Source organism: Pseudonocardia autotrophica (assembly GCF_003945385.1).
In the GTDB taxonomy this organism is placed as follows: domain Bacteria; phylum Actinomycetota; class Actinomycetes; order Mycobacteriales; family Pseudonocardiaceae; genus Pseudonocardia; species Pseudonocardia autotrophica.
Window position 1 is genome coordinate 552,978 of record NZ_AP018920.1, and the last position, 14,971, is coordinate 567,948.

A 14,971-nucleotide genomic window follows, 5' to 3' on the forward strand; every position below is an offset into this window, starting at 1 on the left:
GAACGAGCGGAGCTGGTCGAGCTGCGGCGCCGTAACCGGGTGCTGGAGATGGAAGTGGAGATCCTCAAGCGGGCCAGCTTGGACTCAACCGGTCAGCGCAACACCCCACAGGTAGTTGATCATGATAGGGGTGGGCGATGGCACGCTTGGGCAGGCCGGGGATGTCCGATGAGGACCGCACTGATCTGTGGGTCCGCTGGGGGCGCGGGGAGTCGATCAGTGACATCGCTCGGGCGATCGAGCGGCCCCCGGGTTCAGTGTTCACGGTGCTCAAGTCGAGCGGGGGCTATGTTCCGCCGCCACGCCGGCGCCGACCGGGGACGCTGACTGCCGCCGAGCGCGAGGAGATCTCGCGCGGGCTGGGCCAGAACAAGTCGATGCGCGCGATCGCGGCCGAGATCGGCCGACCCGCCTCGACGGTGAGCCGCGAGATCGCCCGCAACAAGGGCCGGCGCAAGTACCGGGCGGTCGACGCCGAGGATCGTGCCTGGCGCCGGGCACGGCGCCCGAAGGTGTGCCTGCTCGCGCGGCGTCCGCTGCTGCGCGGGTTCGTCGCTGACAGACTCGGCGAGGACTGGTCGCCCGAGCAGATCGCCGGGCACCTGGCCAAGCACTTCGAGCCGGGCTCAGGGATGCGGGTGTCGCACGAGACGATCTACAAGTCGCTGTTCGTGCAGACCCGCGGCGTACTGGCCAAGACCCTGCAGAAGCACTTGCGGTCGGGGCGGCCGATCCGGCGCAACGTGCACAACACCACCACCGGGCAGTGGCGCTCGCAGATCACCGACGCGGTCTCGATCCGCGAGCGCCCCGCCGAGGTCGCCGATCGGGCGGTGCCCGGGCACTGGGAGGGCGACCTGCTGCTCGGGCGCGGCACGACCCAGATCGCCACCGTGGTCGAGCGCACCACCCGGTTCACCGTGCTCGTCGCCCTGCAGGGACGCGACATGGACACCGTCACCTGGGCGCTGTCGCAGCAGATGTGCCGGCTGCCCGAGCAGTTGCGCCGCTCGCTGACCTGGGACCGCGGGATGGAACTGGCCCGACACAAGATCGTCACTGCGCGGACCGGGCTGGAGGTCTACTTCGCCGACCCGGCCAGCCCCTGGCAGCGCGGCACGAACGAGAACACCAACCGGCTGCTCCGGCAGTACTTCCCGAAGGGCACCAGCCTCGGCGACGTCACCCAGGCCCAGCTCGACGAGATTGCCCACCGACTCAACACGCGCCCCCGTAAGACCCTCGACTTCGACACCCCGGCTGATAGATTCGAAGCACTGTTGCGCTGACGGGTTGAGTCCAAGAGCGCCTACTTCGCCCGGGAGAACATCCTCCCAAAATAGTGTTCCCGCTGGTCCAGGAACTGGCCGCGGACGGGATCCCCGTCGCGGTGACCTGCCGGGTCCTCCGCGTGTCCAGGTCAGGCTTCTACGACTGGTCGAGCCGCGCCCCCTCGGCACGAGCCACGGCCGACGCCGCGCTGACGGCGACGATCGTCGAGATCCATGTGATGTCGCGACGCAGCTACGGGGCACCGAGAGTGCACGCCGAGCTGCGCCTGGGCCTCGGGGTGCGCTGCGCGCGCAAACGCGTCGCCCGCCTCATGCGGGTGGCGGGCATCGCCGGGATCAGCCACCGCCGCAAACGCGGGCGAGACCGGCCGCTGCCGGCTCCACACGACGACCTGGTCCAGCGTCGCTTTGTCGCCGACGAGCCCGACCAGTTGTGGGCCACCGACATCACCGAACACCCGGCCGCCAGCGGGAAGGTGTACTGCTGCGCAGTAATCGACGCCTTCTCCCGGATGATCGTCGGGTGGTCGATCGCCGATCACATGCGCACCGAACTGGTCGTCGACGCCCTACAGATGGCGCTGTGGCGCCGCCAGCCGCAGCCCGGCGCGATCTTGCACGCGGACCGCGGATCGCAATACACCTCATGGGTGTTCGGGCACCGGCTTCGCGAGGCCGGGCTTCTCGGCTCAATGGGCCGGGTCGCCTCAAGCGTGGACAACACGCTGATCGAGTCGTTCTGGTCGACCATGCAGCGTGAACTGCTCGACACCCGCGACTGGGACTCATCCGAGCAACTCTCGTCGGCGATCTTTGAGTGGATCGAGGCCTGGTACAACCCGCGCCGCCGCCACACCAGCATCGCCGACCGGTCCTCGGCGGAGTTCGAACACCTTCACAGAACCGCCGCTACCGCGGCATGATCACCCAACCCGACGTGTCCGGAGAACTGGGTCAGGCTCCGTGGTCCTCGGCGAGCTGCGTGGCGACCTCGCTGGACAGCGCCAGCATGGCCTTCTGCGCTCGGGTGAGCTTGTCCTGGTCGACCGGGACCGTGGGTGCCTCCGGGGCGGTCACGCGGCACCTCCGGCCTGATGCCCGGCGGGGGAGGGCAGCGCCAGCACCGGCGCAGCGGTGGTCCGCGGGACGGCGCCGGTCACGAAGCCCTCCAGGGCCTTGATCGCCTCGTCCGACACCCACCCCGCCCGCACACGCAGCGGCTCGCGGATGCCCTCACCGAACAGGTAGCCGACGCCGGCCTCCGACTCCCCGATCCGGTTCGCCCACGCACCCCGGTCGTAGGCGTGCTCACCCAGCACCATCCCAACGTGCGACCTGGACGCCACCCGCAGGCACACCCGTCGCGGGAACAGTTCCCGGACCGGGACGGTGTCCTTCGTCGGCTCCTGCACGTAGCCCCGGACGGTGAAGCCCAGCGCGCGGCCCTGCGTGGTCAACAGCGCGATCCGCTCGGTGATCGCCTCCCGGGTCTTGCGGTCCCCGACGTAGCGGATCAGGGCCCCAGTCGCCGCATCGACCGGTCGACCGCGGTGAACCAGCCGACGGTGAGCACGGTGATCAGTATCTGCGCGACCAGGATTTCGGCTGCGCCGAGGGTGACCTCCCAGATCGCGATCGCGGGGATCAGCAGTGCGATCCCGAAGAAGTAGAGCCAGCGCACGACCAGGTGCAGCGCGATCGTGACGGCGTTGTGCCGGTTCTTGCCCCGTAGCGCGCGCCGCAGTCGTTGCTCGCCGAGCTCGAGTTGTGCGTCGCGGGCGACCGTGCGGGGAATCTCGAAGCTCGGGGAGCCGAGCAGGCCGACACCTTCGCGAACCGGTCCGTCGATCGGGATCATGACCTTGGTGCCGAGCAGGCAGTTGTTCCCGACCCTGCCCTGCGACGGGTAGGCGATCCGGTTGCCGAAGAAACTGCTCGTGCCGATCGTGGTCTGCGACAAACGAAAGAGGCGTGCGAGTACTCCGCGTTGACGATCGAGAGGTCGTCGGCGACGACGGTGCCGGTGCCGATCCTGGTGAGATACGGCGACTCGTGCTTGATCAGCATCCCGAAGTTGTTGCCGGTCTGTACCAGGGGCCGGAGCTTGTAGCCCACGGCCCGTAGGTAGTGCGGGATGGCGGAGCTGTCCCCGAGCAGCATCGTGAACGTGATGCTGTTGGTGAGCAGCGCGACGGTCTGGTGCAGGAAGTAGTGGATCCCGTAGAGCGGGTAGACCCGGTCCGGTCGGACGGCGTACGCCATCAGGCGCGGAAGGGTGATCATCACCAGGAACGCCAGCAGCAGGACGCCGAAGAACAGCACGAAACTCAGAGCGAGAATTTCGGCGTAGAAGTACCAGTGGACGAACGCCTCTGGTCCGGGGAACAGCAGCGCCGTCAGCTGTGGGATCTCGCGCAACAGCAGCGCGATACCGCCCAGTGCCAGCGGCACGGCGACACCCAGGACGAGGGTCAGCTGCACCAGCGTGTAGAGGATCTTCCGGGTCGGTCCGCACTTGGCGGGCGGGACAGTGGAGTAGTTCACGCCGGCGGGGCGGGCCGGTGATCCGTGCCAGCGCTCGCCGGCGGGTATCACCTGTCCACTCAGTAGTGCGGAGGTGTGGCCGAGTTGGCCGCCGTCGTCGATGCGTGAGCCGAGCTCGAGGACCGTGGCTTCGCCGACGAACGCATCGGCGCCCAGGTGACCGATCCGATCTCGATCAGACCATCGCGGGCGCGGTAGCAGGAGCCCGCGTTCCGCAGCTGATGGCCGATTCTGGACACACGCCGCGGTATCGTCCCAGGTCAGTGGGTCGCGGTAGGTCCGGAACGACGAAAGTACTGGACACACGTTCGATCGATGTTCGAGCGTGTGAGCTGCGTGTTGTCGTGTATCGTCTGGACACGTGCATGTGCGGGTGTCAACGCGGCGAAACAGGGACGGCACGGCCGTGCGGTACCTGCAGCTGACCCACAACGAGTGGGACCCGGCCACGAAGACGTCCCGGCCGAAGGTGCTGCACAGCTTCGGCCGCGAGGATCAGCTCGACCGCGACGCGATCAAGCGTCTGGTCGCGTCGTTGACTCGGCTACTCGACCCGGCCACCGCCCTGACCTCGTCCGGTGCCGGTCCGGCGGAGTTGGCGTTCACCTCGTCGCGCCCGGTCGGCGGCACGCTGGTGCTCGACGCGTTGTGGCGCCGGCTCGGGATCGACACCGTCATGGCGCGGCTGCTCGAGGGGCGCAAGCGCGATCCGCGCACCGAGCGGGTGCTGTTCGCGCTGGTCGCGAACCGGGCGCTGGACCCGGGCACGAAGCTGGCCGCGGCCGGGTGGGTCACCCGGCGCGCGCACATCGACGGCCTGCCCGAGACCAGCGACGATGCCTGCTACCGGGCGATGGACTGGCTGCTCGACATCGCACCGGAGCTGGAGCGGGAGGTGTTCTGGCAGGTCGCCACCCTGCTCGATCACGAGGTCGACCTGCTGTTCTTCGATACCACCTCCACCTATTTCGAGACCGAGGGCCCCGACGACCCGATCACTCGTGACACCCGCGGCCGACCGGCCCCCGACCCGTCGGGTGACACCGGCACCGAGAACGACGCTGACAGCGGCACCGACAAGTCCGGCGGGGATACCGCAGGCGACGGGGTGGGGTTTCGGACCTACGGCAAGTCGAAGGACTCCCGTGACGACCTGCCCCAGGTCGTGATCGGCATGGCCGTCACCCGGGCCGGGATCCCGGTCCGGGTGTGGTGCTGGCCGGGCAACACCACCGACTCGGCGCTGATCCGCCAGGCCCGCGAAGACATGCGGGACTGGACCCTGGCCCGAGTGATGTGGGTCGCCGACCGCGGCTTCTCCTCCGCGGCGAACCGCCGCGAGCTGCGTCGCGGCGGCGGGCACTACATCATCGGCGAGAAGCTCCGCTCGGGCTCGGCGGAGGCCACCGCGGCGCTGTCCCGGCAGGGCCGCTACCAGCATGTTCGGGACAACCTGCAGGTCAAGGAAGTCAAGATCGCTACCGATGAACGGTTCGTGCTCTGCTTCAACCCCGAACAGGCCGAGCGCGATGCCGCGCTACGCGAGGTCATGACCACCAAGCTGGCCGCCCTGATCGCCGAGAGCGACCAGCTGAGCGTGACCAAGCGGGCCGAGCTGCGCGGGCGGATCTCGACCATGCCAGGGCTGAACCGGTTCCTGCGCGTCACCCCGAAAGGCCTGCTCCGCGTCGACAAGAAGAAGATCACCGCCGAGGCGAACCTGGACGGGAAGTACCTGCTGCGCTGCTCGGACCCGCACCTGTCCGCGGAGGACATCGCGCTGGGCTACAAGCAGCTCCTGCAGGTCGAACGCGGCTGGCGGGACATGAAGACCACCTTGGAACTGCGGCTGGTCTATCACCGCCTCGAAGACCGGATCCGCGCCCATGTCATCCTCTGCTGGCTCGCGCTGCTGCTGGTTCGGATCGTCGAGACCACCACCGGGCGCACCTGGAACCAGGTCCGCGACGACCTGCAAGAACTCCACGTCGGCACCTTCGAAGGCCCCGCCGGCACCTTCCGGCAACGCACCGAGCTCTCCGCCGCCCAACGCGACATCCTCACCAAGCTGGGCATCGACACACCGAAGAAGATCATCGAACTCGGGCCGGCCACGACGCCCTGACCAGCACGAACACCACCGCCTGGACACACGCCTGTCCAGGCAGCTTCTCGCGTTCCCCCAGGTCACACCCTAAATTCCGTGTCCAGCCCCAACATCAGCTGCGGAACCCGGGCCTGGCCGCGGGGAGCCTGCGGATCACCGACATCGTCGACGCCCAGGCGGGCCTGTGGTTCGTCGTGCTGATGCCGGCGGCATTCGTGGTCTACCTGCTCAGCGCGGCCGCGATGGCGTTCTGGGGGCCGTTCGACGCCCCGGTGGCCCGCGACACCGCCGGGGGCGCGGCGGCGGAGCTGTCCGGCGTGGACCGGCTGCTGTTCGCGGCCGGCCGCCGGCTGTTGCTCGTGGCCGCCGCGGCAATGGCAGTCCCGTTGTTCCTCGGTGGCGGCCACGGGCCGTGGCTGCCCGCCTGGGCCTGGGTGGGACTCAAGACCACAGCGGTGCTGGCGTGTTGGTCTGGCTGCGCCACCGGCTTCCGACGATCCGGATGGACCGCTGGGCGGAGATCTCCTGGGTCGTGCTGGTGCCGCTGACGATCGTGCAGGCGCTCGTGGTCGCAATCGTCGTGCTGGCCCGGGGAGGGATGTGAATGGTTCTCGCCGTGTTCTGCGTGCTGAGCCTGTTGGCGCTCTCCTCCGGCGTGCTGGTGTTCGGCGTCGACTCGATGGCGCGCGCGACGTTCTGCCTGCTGGTGTCGTTCCTCGCGGTCGCCGCGATGGTGTTGATGACCGGGCTGGCCTACCTCGGCATCGTCATCATCCTGATGATGATCATCGAGATGGTGATCATGGCGGTGTTCATGGTCATGTTCATGATGAACCCGGCCGGGCTGATGCCGATGTCGATGTTCCACAACACCCGCGGCGCCGCCGTCATCTCGGGCCTGGTGTTCACCGGGCTGGCCGCGGGGATCCTCGTCGTGGACTGGCCGCAACGCCGCGGTACGCCTGCGCCGGACCCGACCGTCGCGCTGGGCGAGGCCTTGATGGGCGGTCACATGCTGACGATGATGGTGCTCGGCGTGACGCTGTTCGCCACGATCGTGGCCACCGTGGTCCTGTCCACCGGGCGCGGTCGCTACGACCGGCTCGGCGACGATCTGGACGGCGAGCGGGCCGACGACCCGGCGGGCGGGGGTGTCGGTCGATGATCCTCGAGGCGTTCCTGCTCGTGGCCGCCGCGCTGTTGTGTATCGGGCTGTTCGGCGCGCTGACCCAGCAGTCGATCTGATGCTGATGATGGGCCTGGAGCTGATGATCAACGGGATCATCCTGGCCGCCGCCGCGTTCTGGTACTTCCTCGCCCCGGCCGCCGACGGTCAGGTGATCGTGGTGGCAGTGGTGACCGCGATGGCGATCGAGATGGCGATGGGGTTCGCCGTGGTCACCGCGATCTACCGGGCCAAGCGCGTCGACATGACCGACTCTGCCACCGAGCTGGAGGGCTGAGCGGTGCCCAGCACCGTGCCCGGTGCCGTGCTGCTCGCCCTGCTCATCGGCCTGCCGACCGTGGCCGGGGCGGCGCTACTCGTGGCGCGCCCGGCCCGCGGTGCCACCGCGACCGGCGTCGCGTCGGCCGCGCTCACCCTCGCGGTCGCTGTGGCCGCCGCGCTCACCCGGCCGGCGTCGGAGGTGGCGTTGCTTGCCAGTGTGCGGGCCGGGTTCGCGGTGGACGGGTTGTCGGCGGTGCTGGTCGTGCTGGTCGCCGCGGTGCTGGTCGCCGCGCTCGTCGTCGCTGCGGCCGAGCCGGAGCTGCGGACCGGCCGGTTCCACGGGCTGATGCTGATCTTCGCCGGGGCGATGCTGGCCACCGTCACCGCCACGACACTGCCCGTGCTGCTCATGGCCTGGGAAGTCATGGGCGCGATGAGCTGGGCGCTGATCGGCTACCGCATCGACGACCGGGCGGGCACCAGCGCCGGGACGGTCGCGTTCCTGACCACGCGCGCCGCGGACCTGGGGCTGTATGTCGCCGCGGGCGCGATGCTGGCCGGTGGGGCGAGCACGATGGCACTCGCCGACCTTCCGGGCCTGAACGGCGGCTGGCTGCACATCGCGGTCGCGGGTGTCGTGCTGGCGGCGCTCGGGAAGTCCGCGCAGCTGCCGTTCAGTTTCTGGCTGTCCGGGGCGATGCACGGACCAAGCCCGACCTCGGCGTTGCTGCACTCGGCCACCATGGTCGCCGCCGGTGGCTACCTGCTGCTGCGCACCGCCCCGGCGCTGGAGGTGACCGGCTGGGCGGCGCCACTCGTGGCGTGGGTGGGTGTGGCCACAGCGCTGGTGCTGGGCCTGGTCGCCGCGGTGCAGGACGACCTCAAACAGTTGCTCGCCGCGTCCACCTGCTCGCAGATCGGGTTCATCGTGCTGGCCGCCGGGACCGCCGCGACCCAAGCCGGGGCGCTGCAGACTGTGGCACACGCCGCCGTGAAGAGCCTGCTGTTCCTGGTCGCCGGGCTGTGGCTGGCCACCCTGGGCAGCCGCAGCCTCACCGGTGGACTGCGGGGCGCCGCGCGCCGGCACCCGGTGGTCGGCGCCGCGTTCACCGTCGGGGCGCTCGCGCTGGCCGGGCTGGCGCCGTTCGGGTTGTGGGTCGGCAAGGACGCCGTGCTGGCCGCGACCCCGGCGGTCTCGCCGGTGTTGTACGTGGCCGGGCTGGTCGCCGGGTGGACCGCGGCGTTCTACACCGGACGTGCGCTGTGGTTGGTCTGGCGCCCCACCGCCGGGCCGGTCACCGACACCGGACCGACCCGCCTGCCCCGCCCGGCCGTGGCGACGACCGTCGTGCTCGCCGTCGCCGTCGCTGCCGCGGCCGCCGGGCTGCTGGCGCTGGGGCCGGCGCCGTTGCGCCCGCAGCCGGCCCCGCAGGCCTGGGAGCTCGCGGCCTCCGCCGTACTCGCCGGCATCGGTGTCCTGGTGGCCCGACGCTATGCCGAGCGGGTCCTCGCCCCGGGGTGGTGGTGCGCTGGCTCGACCTGGAGGAGCTCGCCCAGCGCGGTCTCGCCCGGCCGGTGCTGGTCCTGGCCGGGGTGCTGGCCCGGGTCGACGACCGCGGGCTCGCCCGCGTCCCGTCCGGTCTGGCCCGCGCGACCGCCCGGCTGGCCACGCTGGTCACCGCGCACGGCGAGCGCGGCGTCGACCGTGCCGTGGCCGGGATCGCCGACGGCGCCCGCGCGCTCGGCCGGGCCGCCCGGCGCCCGCAGACCGGGCAGCTGCACCAGTACTACGCGCAGGCATCGGTGGGGTTCGCCCTGCTCGCCGCGCTGGCCGTCCTCGTCCTCGTTGTGAGGTGACCCGTTGCTGTCGTTGATCGTGTTCTGGCCCGCCCTGGTCGCGGTCGCGCTGTCGGTGGTGCCGGCCCGGGCCGGGACCCGGGTGTTCGCCGGTGCGTGGGTCGCGACCGGGCTGGTGCAGCTCGTGCTGATCGCCGTGGTCTGGGCCGGCCTGCCCGCCGCCGGCTACGGCTCGGTGGAGCGACTCGCGTGGATCCCCAGCGCCGGGGTCTCGTATCACCTCGGCGTCGACGGCCTGTCGCTGCCGCTGCTGGCGCTGGCCGCGGTGCTGTTCACCGCGACCGCGGTCTACACGCTGCGCGGCATCGCCCGGCCGAAGGGCTTCGTGCTGCTGTTCCTGGCGTTGCAGGCGGTCAGCGCGGGCCTGTTCGTCGCGCTCGACCTGATCCTGTTCTTCCTGTTCTTCGACCTGTCGATCGTGTTCATGTACTTCGTGATCGCCGGGTGGGGCACCGGCGCCCCGGCGCGGCGGGCGGCGCTGACGTTCTTCCTCTACACCTTCCTGGGCTCGCTGGCGCTGCTGCTCGGGTTCATCCTGCTCGTCCTGGCCGGGCCGCGGGTCAGCTTCGACATCCCGGCGCTGGCCGAGCAGAACCCCCTGGCGGGTGGCGGCGTGTACGCCGGGCTGACCGTGCTGGTGATCGGGGTCGGGCTGGCGGTCAAGACCCCGCTGTTCCCGTTCCACACCTGGCTGCCACCCGCGCACACCGAGGCCCCTGCGGCCGGGTCGGCGATCCTGGCCGGGATCCTGCTGAAGATGGGCACCTACGGCTTCGTCCGGATCGCGATGCCCCTGCTGCCCGCGAGCTGGCGCCAGTTCGCCCTGGTGGCCGTGGTCCTCGGGGTGGTCTCGGTGCTCTGGGGTGCGCTGGTCGCGCTCGCCCAGACCGACCTTAAACGCATGATCGCCTACACCTCGGTCAACCACATGGGCTACGTCCTGCTCGGGCTCGGCGCGGCCGGGCTGGTCGCCGGCAGCAGCGAGCAGGCCCGCGCCCTGGCCACCGCGGGCGCGACCTACCAGATGGTCAGCCACGGGTTGATCACCGCGGCGCTGTTCCTGCTGGCCGGATCCCTGCACGACCGCGGCCGCACCTACGACATGGCCGCCTACGGCGGGCTCGCGACCCGCACGCCGCGCTTCGCCGGCCTGTTCGCCGTCGCCGCGTTCGCCTCGCTCGGCCTGCCCGGGTTCTCCGGGTTCATCGCCGAGTTCCAGATCTTCGCCGGAGCACTGGGCGCGGCCCCGGTCGCGACGGTCATCGCGGTGACCGGCGTCCTGATCACCGCGGCGCTGTTCCTTCTCTCCATGGCGCGGATGCTGCCCGGCGCGACCCGCACGCCGGATGCGCCCGGCACACCGCGCCCGTTCCCCGACCTCGGTGTGCGGGAGCTGCTCGCGATCGTGCCCCTGCTGGTGCTCGCCACCGTCCTCGGCCTGCTGCCCCGGGTGTTGCTCGACGTGATCGAGCCGGCCGCTCGTACCGTCAACGACCTGGTCGCCCGGTGAGCACATGGACATGATGGTCCGGGCCGGCGTCAGGCGGGCGGGCCGGCGTCGCCCGCCCGTACGGCCCGCACGCACCGTGACGCCGGCGCCGCGGGTGACCCGACCGCCCTGCTCCCCGAGATCGCGCTGCTGCTCGGCGCGGTCGCCGGGCTGCTGCTCGGCGCCTGGACCCCACGCCGACGCCAGTGGACCATCCGGCTACTGGCCGCACTCGCCGCCGCTATCGGATTGGCGGCCACCGCCCTCGCCGCGACCCGGCCGCCCGAGATGGTGTTCGGGACCTACGTCCTCGACACCGCCACGCACACGACCCGGGCGATCGTGCTCGTCACGACACTGGCCCTGATCGCGCTGTGCGGCGACACCGTCGCCGGGCACCGCCGCGAGACCGAGTTCGTGGTGCTCGTCCAGCTCGGCGCGCTGGGCTCGATGCTGCTCGGCGGGGCAGCCGACCTGATCCTGCTCTTCGCGGCGTTCCTGCTCGCCAGCGTCCCGCTGTATGCCCTGGCCGGCTGGGCGAAGCAGGGCACCGCGACCGAGGCGGCGCTGAAGTACTACCTCGCCGGCGCGCTCGCCGGAGTCACCACCCTGGCCGGAGTGACCCTGCTGTTCGGCGTGGCCGGGGCAACCGGCTACGCGGGCGTCGCCGAGGGAATCACCCGGGGACCGGGCGGCGCCGCGGCGGTCGGGCTCGTCGCCGTGCTCGCCGGTCTGGCGTTCAAGGCCGGCGCGGTCCCGGCCCATTTCTGGGTGCCCGACGTCGCCGACGGCACCCCACCCGCGGTCGCCGCCGTGATCACCACGCTGCCGAAGATCGGCGCCCTGGTCGCCACCTACCGGCTCCTCGACTCCGCCATCCCCGCCGACGTCGTGGACTGGCCGCTGCTGGTCGCGATCCTCGCCGCAGCGAGCATGACCCTGGCCAACCTCGCCGCCTTCGCCCAGACCTCGATACTGCGCCTACTCGGCTACTCGACCGTGTCCCAGGTCGGCTACCTGCTCATGGCCGTCGCCGTCGCCGGCCGCGCACCGCTGGCCCAGCCGGCGCTGCTGTTCTACCTAGCCGCCTATGCCTTCACCAACGTGGCCGCCTTCGCCGTGGTCGCCGCCACCGCCCAGCGCAGCATCGACGGGCACCGCGGGCTGGCGCGCCGCGACCCGTTGCTCGCGATCGCCTTCGTCGTCGCGCTGCTCGGGCTGGTCGGCACCCCGCCGACCGCGGTGCTGTTCGGCAAGCTCGTCGTGTTCACCGCGGCCGTCGACGGTGGCCTGGTCTGGCTGGTCGTGCTCGCCGTGCTCAACACCGTCGCCTCGCTGTTCTACTACCTGCGCGTCATCGCCGCGGCCTTCACCGCCCCCGACACAGACACCGACACCGACACCGACACAGACGGCGCCACCGGCTCCGTCGTCCACGTCGTCCACGAGCGATCGGGGACCCGGTCACGCCCGTGGGCGCGGTGGACGGCACTCGGCACCGCTGCGGTGTCGTTGCTGCTCGGCGTGTGCGCCGGTGTGGTCCTGGCCGTGGTCGGGACACCGCCCTGAGCGGCACGCACGGCCCGCACGAGCCACGCAGCGACGCCGGTACCGTGGTCGACATGAGCGACAGGCGATACGGACTGCAGCTGGTGCTGCTGGTCCTGCCTGTCCTGCTCGGTCTCGTCGGGATGCACGCGCTTGTCGTCCCGGCGGCCGCCCCCGCCCCGGACACCGGGCATCAGGTTGCGGTCGCAGCGTCCGTGGCCGGACCCACCGACCATCGAGCCGACGCAGCCTCCGCGCCGCCGTCTGCTCCGGTGGCGGCCGCGGCCGACCACGACCCGATGCCGGCCGACCACGGCGAGCACGACGCCCACCTGCTGCACCTGTGCCTGGCGGTGCTGGCCGCCGCCGGGCTCGCCCTGCTCGCGGCGTGGCTGTTCCTCGGACGCCTGACGCTCCCGGTCTCGGTCACCCCGGCCCGGCAGCTGGCCCACGGCATGCCGGCCCAGCGGCCACCGCCCGTCCCCCGAAGACTCGCCCAGCTCTGCGTGATGCGGACCTGATCGGCCCCCGGCGCGACAGAGCGCCGGACCCGGCCCGATCACCCGTTCCGACACGGAGAGCCAGAACCACACATGAAGATCACCAACGTGGCCGCCGCGGCCACGACACTGACTGCTGCCCTCGTCCTGACCGCCTGCGGCAGCGGGGACCCCACCGGCGCCGCCGCGCCCGCGAACCCGGCACCCGCCCCAACCAGCGCCGCCGCCCCCAGCGCGGCGATCTCGGCCGAGCACAACCAGGCCGACATCGCCTTCGCCCAGGGCATGATCCCGCACCACCAGCAGGCCGTGGAGATGTCGAAGCTGGCCACCGACCGCGCCGGCAGTGACGACGTCCGCCGCCTCGCCACCGAGATCGAGCAGGCCCAAGGCCCGGAGATCGCCAAGATGCAGGCCTTCCTCACCGCCTGGGGCGCACCCGCACCCGGCGCCATGCCCGGGATGGACCACGAGTCGATGGGCCACGGCCCCGACCAGAACGGTATGGGCCAAGGCGGTATGGAACAGGGCGGCATGGATCACGGCGGCATGGCCGGGATGATGACCCCCGAGCAGATGGGCCAGCTCAAGCAGGCCAACGGCGCCGACTTCGACCGCATGTTCCTCGAGATGATGATCGCCCACCACGAAGGTGCGGTGCAGATGGCCCAGACCGAACTCGCCAACGGGACCAACCCCGAGGCGACGGCACTGGCCCAGCAGATCGTCGACGCCCAGGAAACCGAGATCACCGAGATGCGCGAGCTCCTCGGCTGACAGCCCCGGTCAGGGGAGCCGGCGCCGAAAGGTCGCTCACCCCTGGCCGATACGGGTGGGGGGTATGTACGGTAAGCCGTGACATACCCCCCGCCCGTATCGACGATGGAGGCTGTCCGATGGCGAAGAGCGCGAATCGGCCCGCTGTTCGAGGTCCGCTGCCTGCCGTGATCGCGGCTGCCACGTCCGAGCCCGGTCGTGCGGTTCTGCGCTGCCTGCTCGGGTGCGCGGTGCGAGCGCTGTCTGCCCGCACGCCCGCTGCGGACCGCCGCGCGGCATGTGGCGACGGTCGATGACCGCGCAGCCAGGACGGTCTCCACATCCTGTTCACGGCTCGGCCCGCCGAGCTCACCGCGCTGCCGGAGCACGACCCGGCTGAAGAGGAACGACCGCTGCTGATGATCGACAGACAACCCGTACCCCGCCCGAACCCCCACCGCCGCAGGACTCGATACCGCCCCGTCCATGCCCTGCTCACCGCCGGCATCGCCGTGCTGCTGGCCGGCTGTGGCGGACCGGCTCAGCCGGGCACCTCTCCCGCCGCTGCCGACACCACGAGCCTGTTCGACCAGGTCGGTCACGTCCACGGGGTCGGGGTCGACCCCGCCGACGGCGGCATCGTCATCGCAGGCCACCACGGTCTGTTCGGCCTCACCGGCGAGGGGACACTGGCCCCGCGGCAGGACTCGCCGCCGGCCGGTGGGCCGGATCTGATGGGCTTCACCGTCGCCGGGCCGGCGGCGTATCTGGCCAGCGGCCACCCCGCCCCCCAGGACACCAGCACGCCGAACCCGCTCGGCCTGGTCCGCAGCACCGACGGCGGTGCGACGTGGGAGCCGGTCAGCCTGCACGGCCAGGTCGACTTCCACGCGCTCGACGTCGACGGCACGGCCGTCGTCGGCCTCGACGCCACCCGCGGGCTGCTGATGACCAGCAGCGACAGCGGACGAACCTGGCAGGAACGTGCCCCGCTGGCCGCCCTCGACGTCGCCCTGGCCCCTGGGGACGGCACCCGGATCCTGGCCACCACCGAGGACGGAGTCATGGCCAGCCGTGACGGCGGCGCCACCTTCACCACCGTCGCCGACAGCCCGCTGCTGGCCTACCTGGCATGGGCCGACGACGGCACCGTGTACGGGATCGGACCGGATGGAACGGTGCACGCCAGCTACGACCAGGGCACGACCTGGCAGCGTCGTGGCGGCACCGCGAGCCCCCCGCAGGCGATCACCGCCGAGCCCGGAGGCCGACTGACGGTCGTGACCGACGACGGCGTCGAGCGCTCCACCGACGGCGGCGCCACACTGCAGCGTCTCGCCTGACCGGCGATCGCCCATCGGCGAGACGCCACAGCATGTGGTCGTCCTGCCGCCCTCGGGGGTGGGGTCGTGGACCCCACCCCCGCAGGAG

At 71.3% G+C, this 14,971-nt stretch carries 15 protein-coding genes and 2 pseudogenes; 13 read left to right on the forward strand and 4 right to left on the reverse strand.

Annotated elements, in window-relative coordinates; all coding sequences use genetic code 11:
- Positions 1–137: 137 nt before the first annotated feature.
- Positions 138–1,289 carry an IS30 family transposase gene (locus Pdca_RS02720; RefSeq protein ID WP_125911214.1) on the forward strand — a complete coding sequence of 384 codons (1,152 nt, stop codon included), beginning with the start codon at positions 138–140 and terminating at the stop codon, positions 1,287–1,289.
- A 53-nt stretch (positions 1,290–1,342) separates the two neighbouring features.
- Positions 1,343–2,215 carry an IS3 family transposase gene (locus Pdca_RS02725; RefSeq protein ID WP_085916922.1) on the forward strand — a complete coding sequence of 291 codons (873 nt, stop codon included), beginning with the start codon at positions 1,343–1,345 and terminating at the stop codon, positions 2,213–2,215.
- 31 nt (positions 2,216–2,246) lie between these two features.
- On the opposite strand, the gene Pdca_RS37425 is transcribed toward Pdca_RS02725, so the two are convergent.
- The 4 genes and pseudogenes from Pdca_RS37425 to Pdca_RS02740 form a co-directional block, all read right to left on the reverse strand.
- The gene (locus tag Pdca_RS37425; protein WP_269462835.1) at positions 2,247–2,369 is read right to left on the reverse strand and encodes a hypothetical protein; all 123 of its coding nucleotides are present in this window, start codon (positions 2,367–2,369) and stop codon (positions 2,247–2,249) included.
- Positions 2,366–2,815: pseudogene (locus Pdca_RS02730) on the reverse strand (cell division protein FtsK); the annotation flags it as partial. The pseudogene Pdca_RS02730 and the gene Pdca_RS37425, both read right to left, overlap by 4 nt.
- Positions 2,806–3,150 (reverse strand): hypothetical protein, encoded by a 345-nt coding sequence (locus Pdca_RS02735; protein WP_170205946.1) that lies wholly within the window; start codon positions 3,148–3,150, stop codon positions 2,806–2,808. The pseudogene Pdca_RS02730 and the gene Pdca_RS02735, both read right to left, overlap by 10 nt.
- Positions 3,147–3,836, reverse strand: a complete 690-nt coding sequence (locus Pdca_RS02740) for a hypothetical protein (RefSeq protein WP_145993365.1) — start codon at positions 3,834–3,836, stop codon at positions 3,147–3,149. Before Pdca_RS02740 ends, Pdca_RS02735 begins: the two co-directional genes overlap by 4 nt.
- Before the next feature lie 361 nt (positions 3,837–4,197).
- Here Pdca_RS02740 and Pdca_RS36620 point away from each other — a divergent pair, with 361 nt between their 5' ends.
- From Pdca_RS36620 to Pdca_RS02790, 11 genes and pseudogenes are all read left to right on the forward strand, one after another.
- A complete protein-coding gene (locus Pdca_RS36620) occupies positions 4,198–5,961 on the forward strand; it encodes an IS1634 family transposase (protein WP_085916931.1) in 1,764 nt (587 codons plus the stop codon).
- A 164-nt stretch (positions 5,962–6,125) separates the two neighbouring features.
- A pseudogene (locus Pdca_RS36625) lies at positions 6,126–6,350 on the forward strand (NADH-quinone oxidoreductase subunit H); the annotation flags it as partial.
- A 56-nt stretch (positions 6,351–6,406) separates the two neighbouring features.
- Positions 6,407–6,547, forward strand: coding sequence for a hypothetical protein (locus Pdca_RS36630; RefSeq protein WP_232021385.1), 141 nt, complete (start codon positions 6,407–6,409; stop codon positions 6,545–6,547).
- Positions 6,548–7,108 carry an NADH-quinone oxidoreductase subunit J gene (locus tag Pdca_RS02755; protein ID WP_085916693.1) on the forward strand — a complete coding sequence of 187 codons (561 nt, stop codon included), beginning with the start codon at positions 6,548–6,550 and terminating at the stop codon, positions 7,106–7,108.
- Positions 7,109–7,187: 79 nt separating this feature from the next.
- The gene (locus tag Pdca_RS02760; protein WP_307724086.1) at positions 7,188–7,406 is read left to right on the forward strand and encodes an NADH-quinone oxidoreductase subunit NuoK; all 219 of its coding nucleotides are present in this window, start codon (positions 7,188–7,190) and stop codon (positions 7,404–7,406) included.
- Between the two features lie 3 nt (positions 7,407–7,409).
- A complete protein-coding gene (locus tag Pdca_RS02765; protein WP_232021386.1) occupies positions 7,410–9,242 on the forward strand; it encodes a proton-conducting transporter transmembrane domain-containing protein in 1,833 nt (610 codons plus the stop codon).
- Between the two features lie 9 nt (positions 9,243–9,251).
- Positions 9,252–10,757, forward strand: a complete 1,506-nt coding sequence (locus Pdca_RS02770; protein WP_085916694.1) for a complex I subunit 4 family protein — start codon at positions 9,252–9,254, stop codon at positions 10,755–10,757.
- A gap of 228 nt (positions 10,758–10,985) precedes the next feature.
- Positions 10,986–12,305: an NADH-quinone oxidoreductase subunit N gene (locus tag Pdca_RS02775; RefSeq protein WP_232021387.1), complete on the forward strand. Its 1,320-nt coding sequence runs from the start codon at positions 10,986–10,988 to the stop codon at positions 12,303–12,305.
- 53 nt (positions 12,306–12,358) lie between these two features.
- Complete coding sequence (locus Pdca_RS02780) at positions 12,359–12,805, forward strand: DUF6153 family protein (RefSeq protein WP_125911218.1); 447 nt, start codon at positions 12,359–12,361, stop codon at positions 12,803–12,805.
- An 87-nt stretch (positions 12,806–12,892) separates the two neighbouring features.
- Positions 12,893–13,561 carry a DUF305 domain-containing protein gene (locus Pdca_RS02785; protein ID WP_232021388.1) on the forward strand — a complete coding sequence of 223 codons (669 nt, stop codon included), beginning with the start codon at positions 12,893–12,895 and terminating at the stop codon, positions 13,559–13,561.
- A gap of 398 nt (positions 13,562–13,959) precedes the next feature.
- Positions 13,960–14,883: a F510_1955 family glycosylhydrolase gene (locus Pdca_RS02790; RefSeq protein ID WP_125911219.1), complete on the forward strand. Its 924-nt coding sequence runs from the start codon at positions 13,960–13,962 to the stop codon at positions 14,881–14,883.
- Positions 14,884–14,971: the final 88 nt, after the last annotated feature.

Excerpts from the sequence above, each read along its gene's own strand:
- Pdca_RS02720 (WP_125911214.1), top strand. The coding sequence starts at position 138 with ATGGCACGCTTGGGCAGGCCGGGGATGTCCGATGAGGACCGCACTGAT.
- Pdca_RS02735 (WP_170205946.1), bottom strand. The coding sequence starts at position 3,150 with ATGATCCCGATCGACGGACCGGTTCGCGAAGGTGTCGGCCTGCTCGGC.
- Pdca_RS02755 (WP_085916693.1), top strand. The coding sequence starts at position 6,548 with ATGGTTCTCGCCGTGTTCTGCGTGCTGAGCCTGTTGGCGCTCTCCTCC.
- Pdca_RS02760 (WP_307724086.1), top strand. The coding sequence starts at position 7,188 with ATGCTGATGATGGGCCTGGAGCTGATGATCAACGGGATCATCCTGGCC.
- Pdca_RS02780 (WP_125911218.1), top strand. The coding sequence starts at position 12,359 with ATGAGCGACAGGCGATACGGACTGCAGCTGGTGCTGCTGGTCCTGCCT.
- Pdca_RS02790 (WP_125911219.1), top strand. The coding sequence starts at position 13,960 with ATGATCGACAGACAACCCGTACCCCGCCCGAACCCCCACCGCCGCAGG.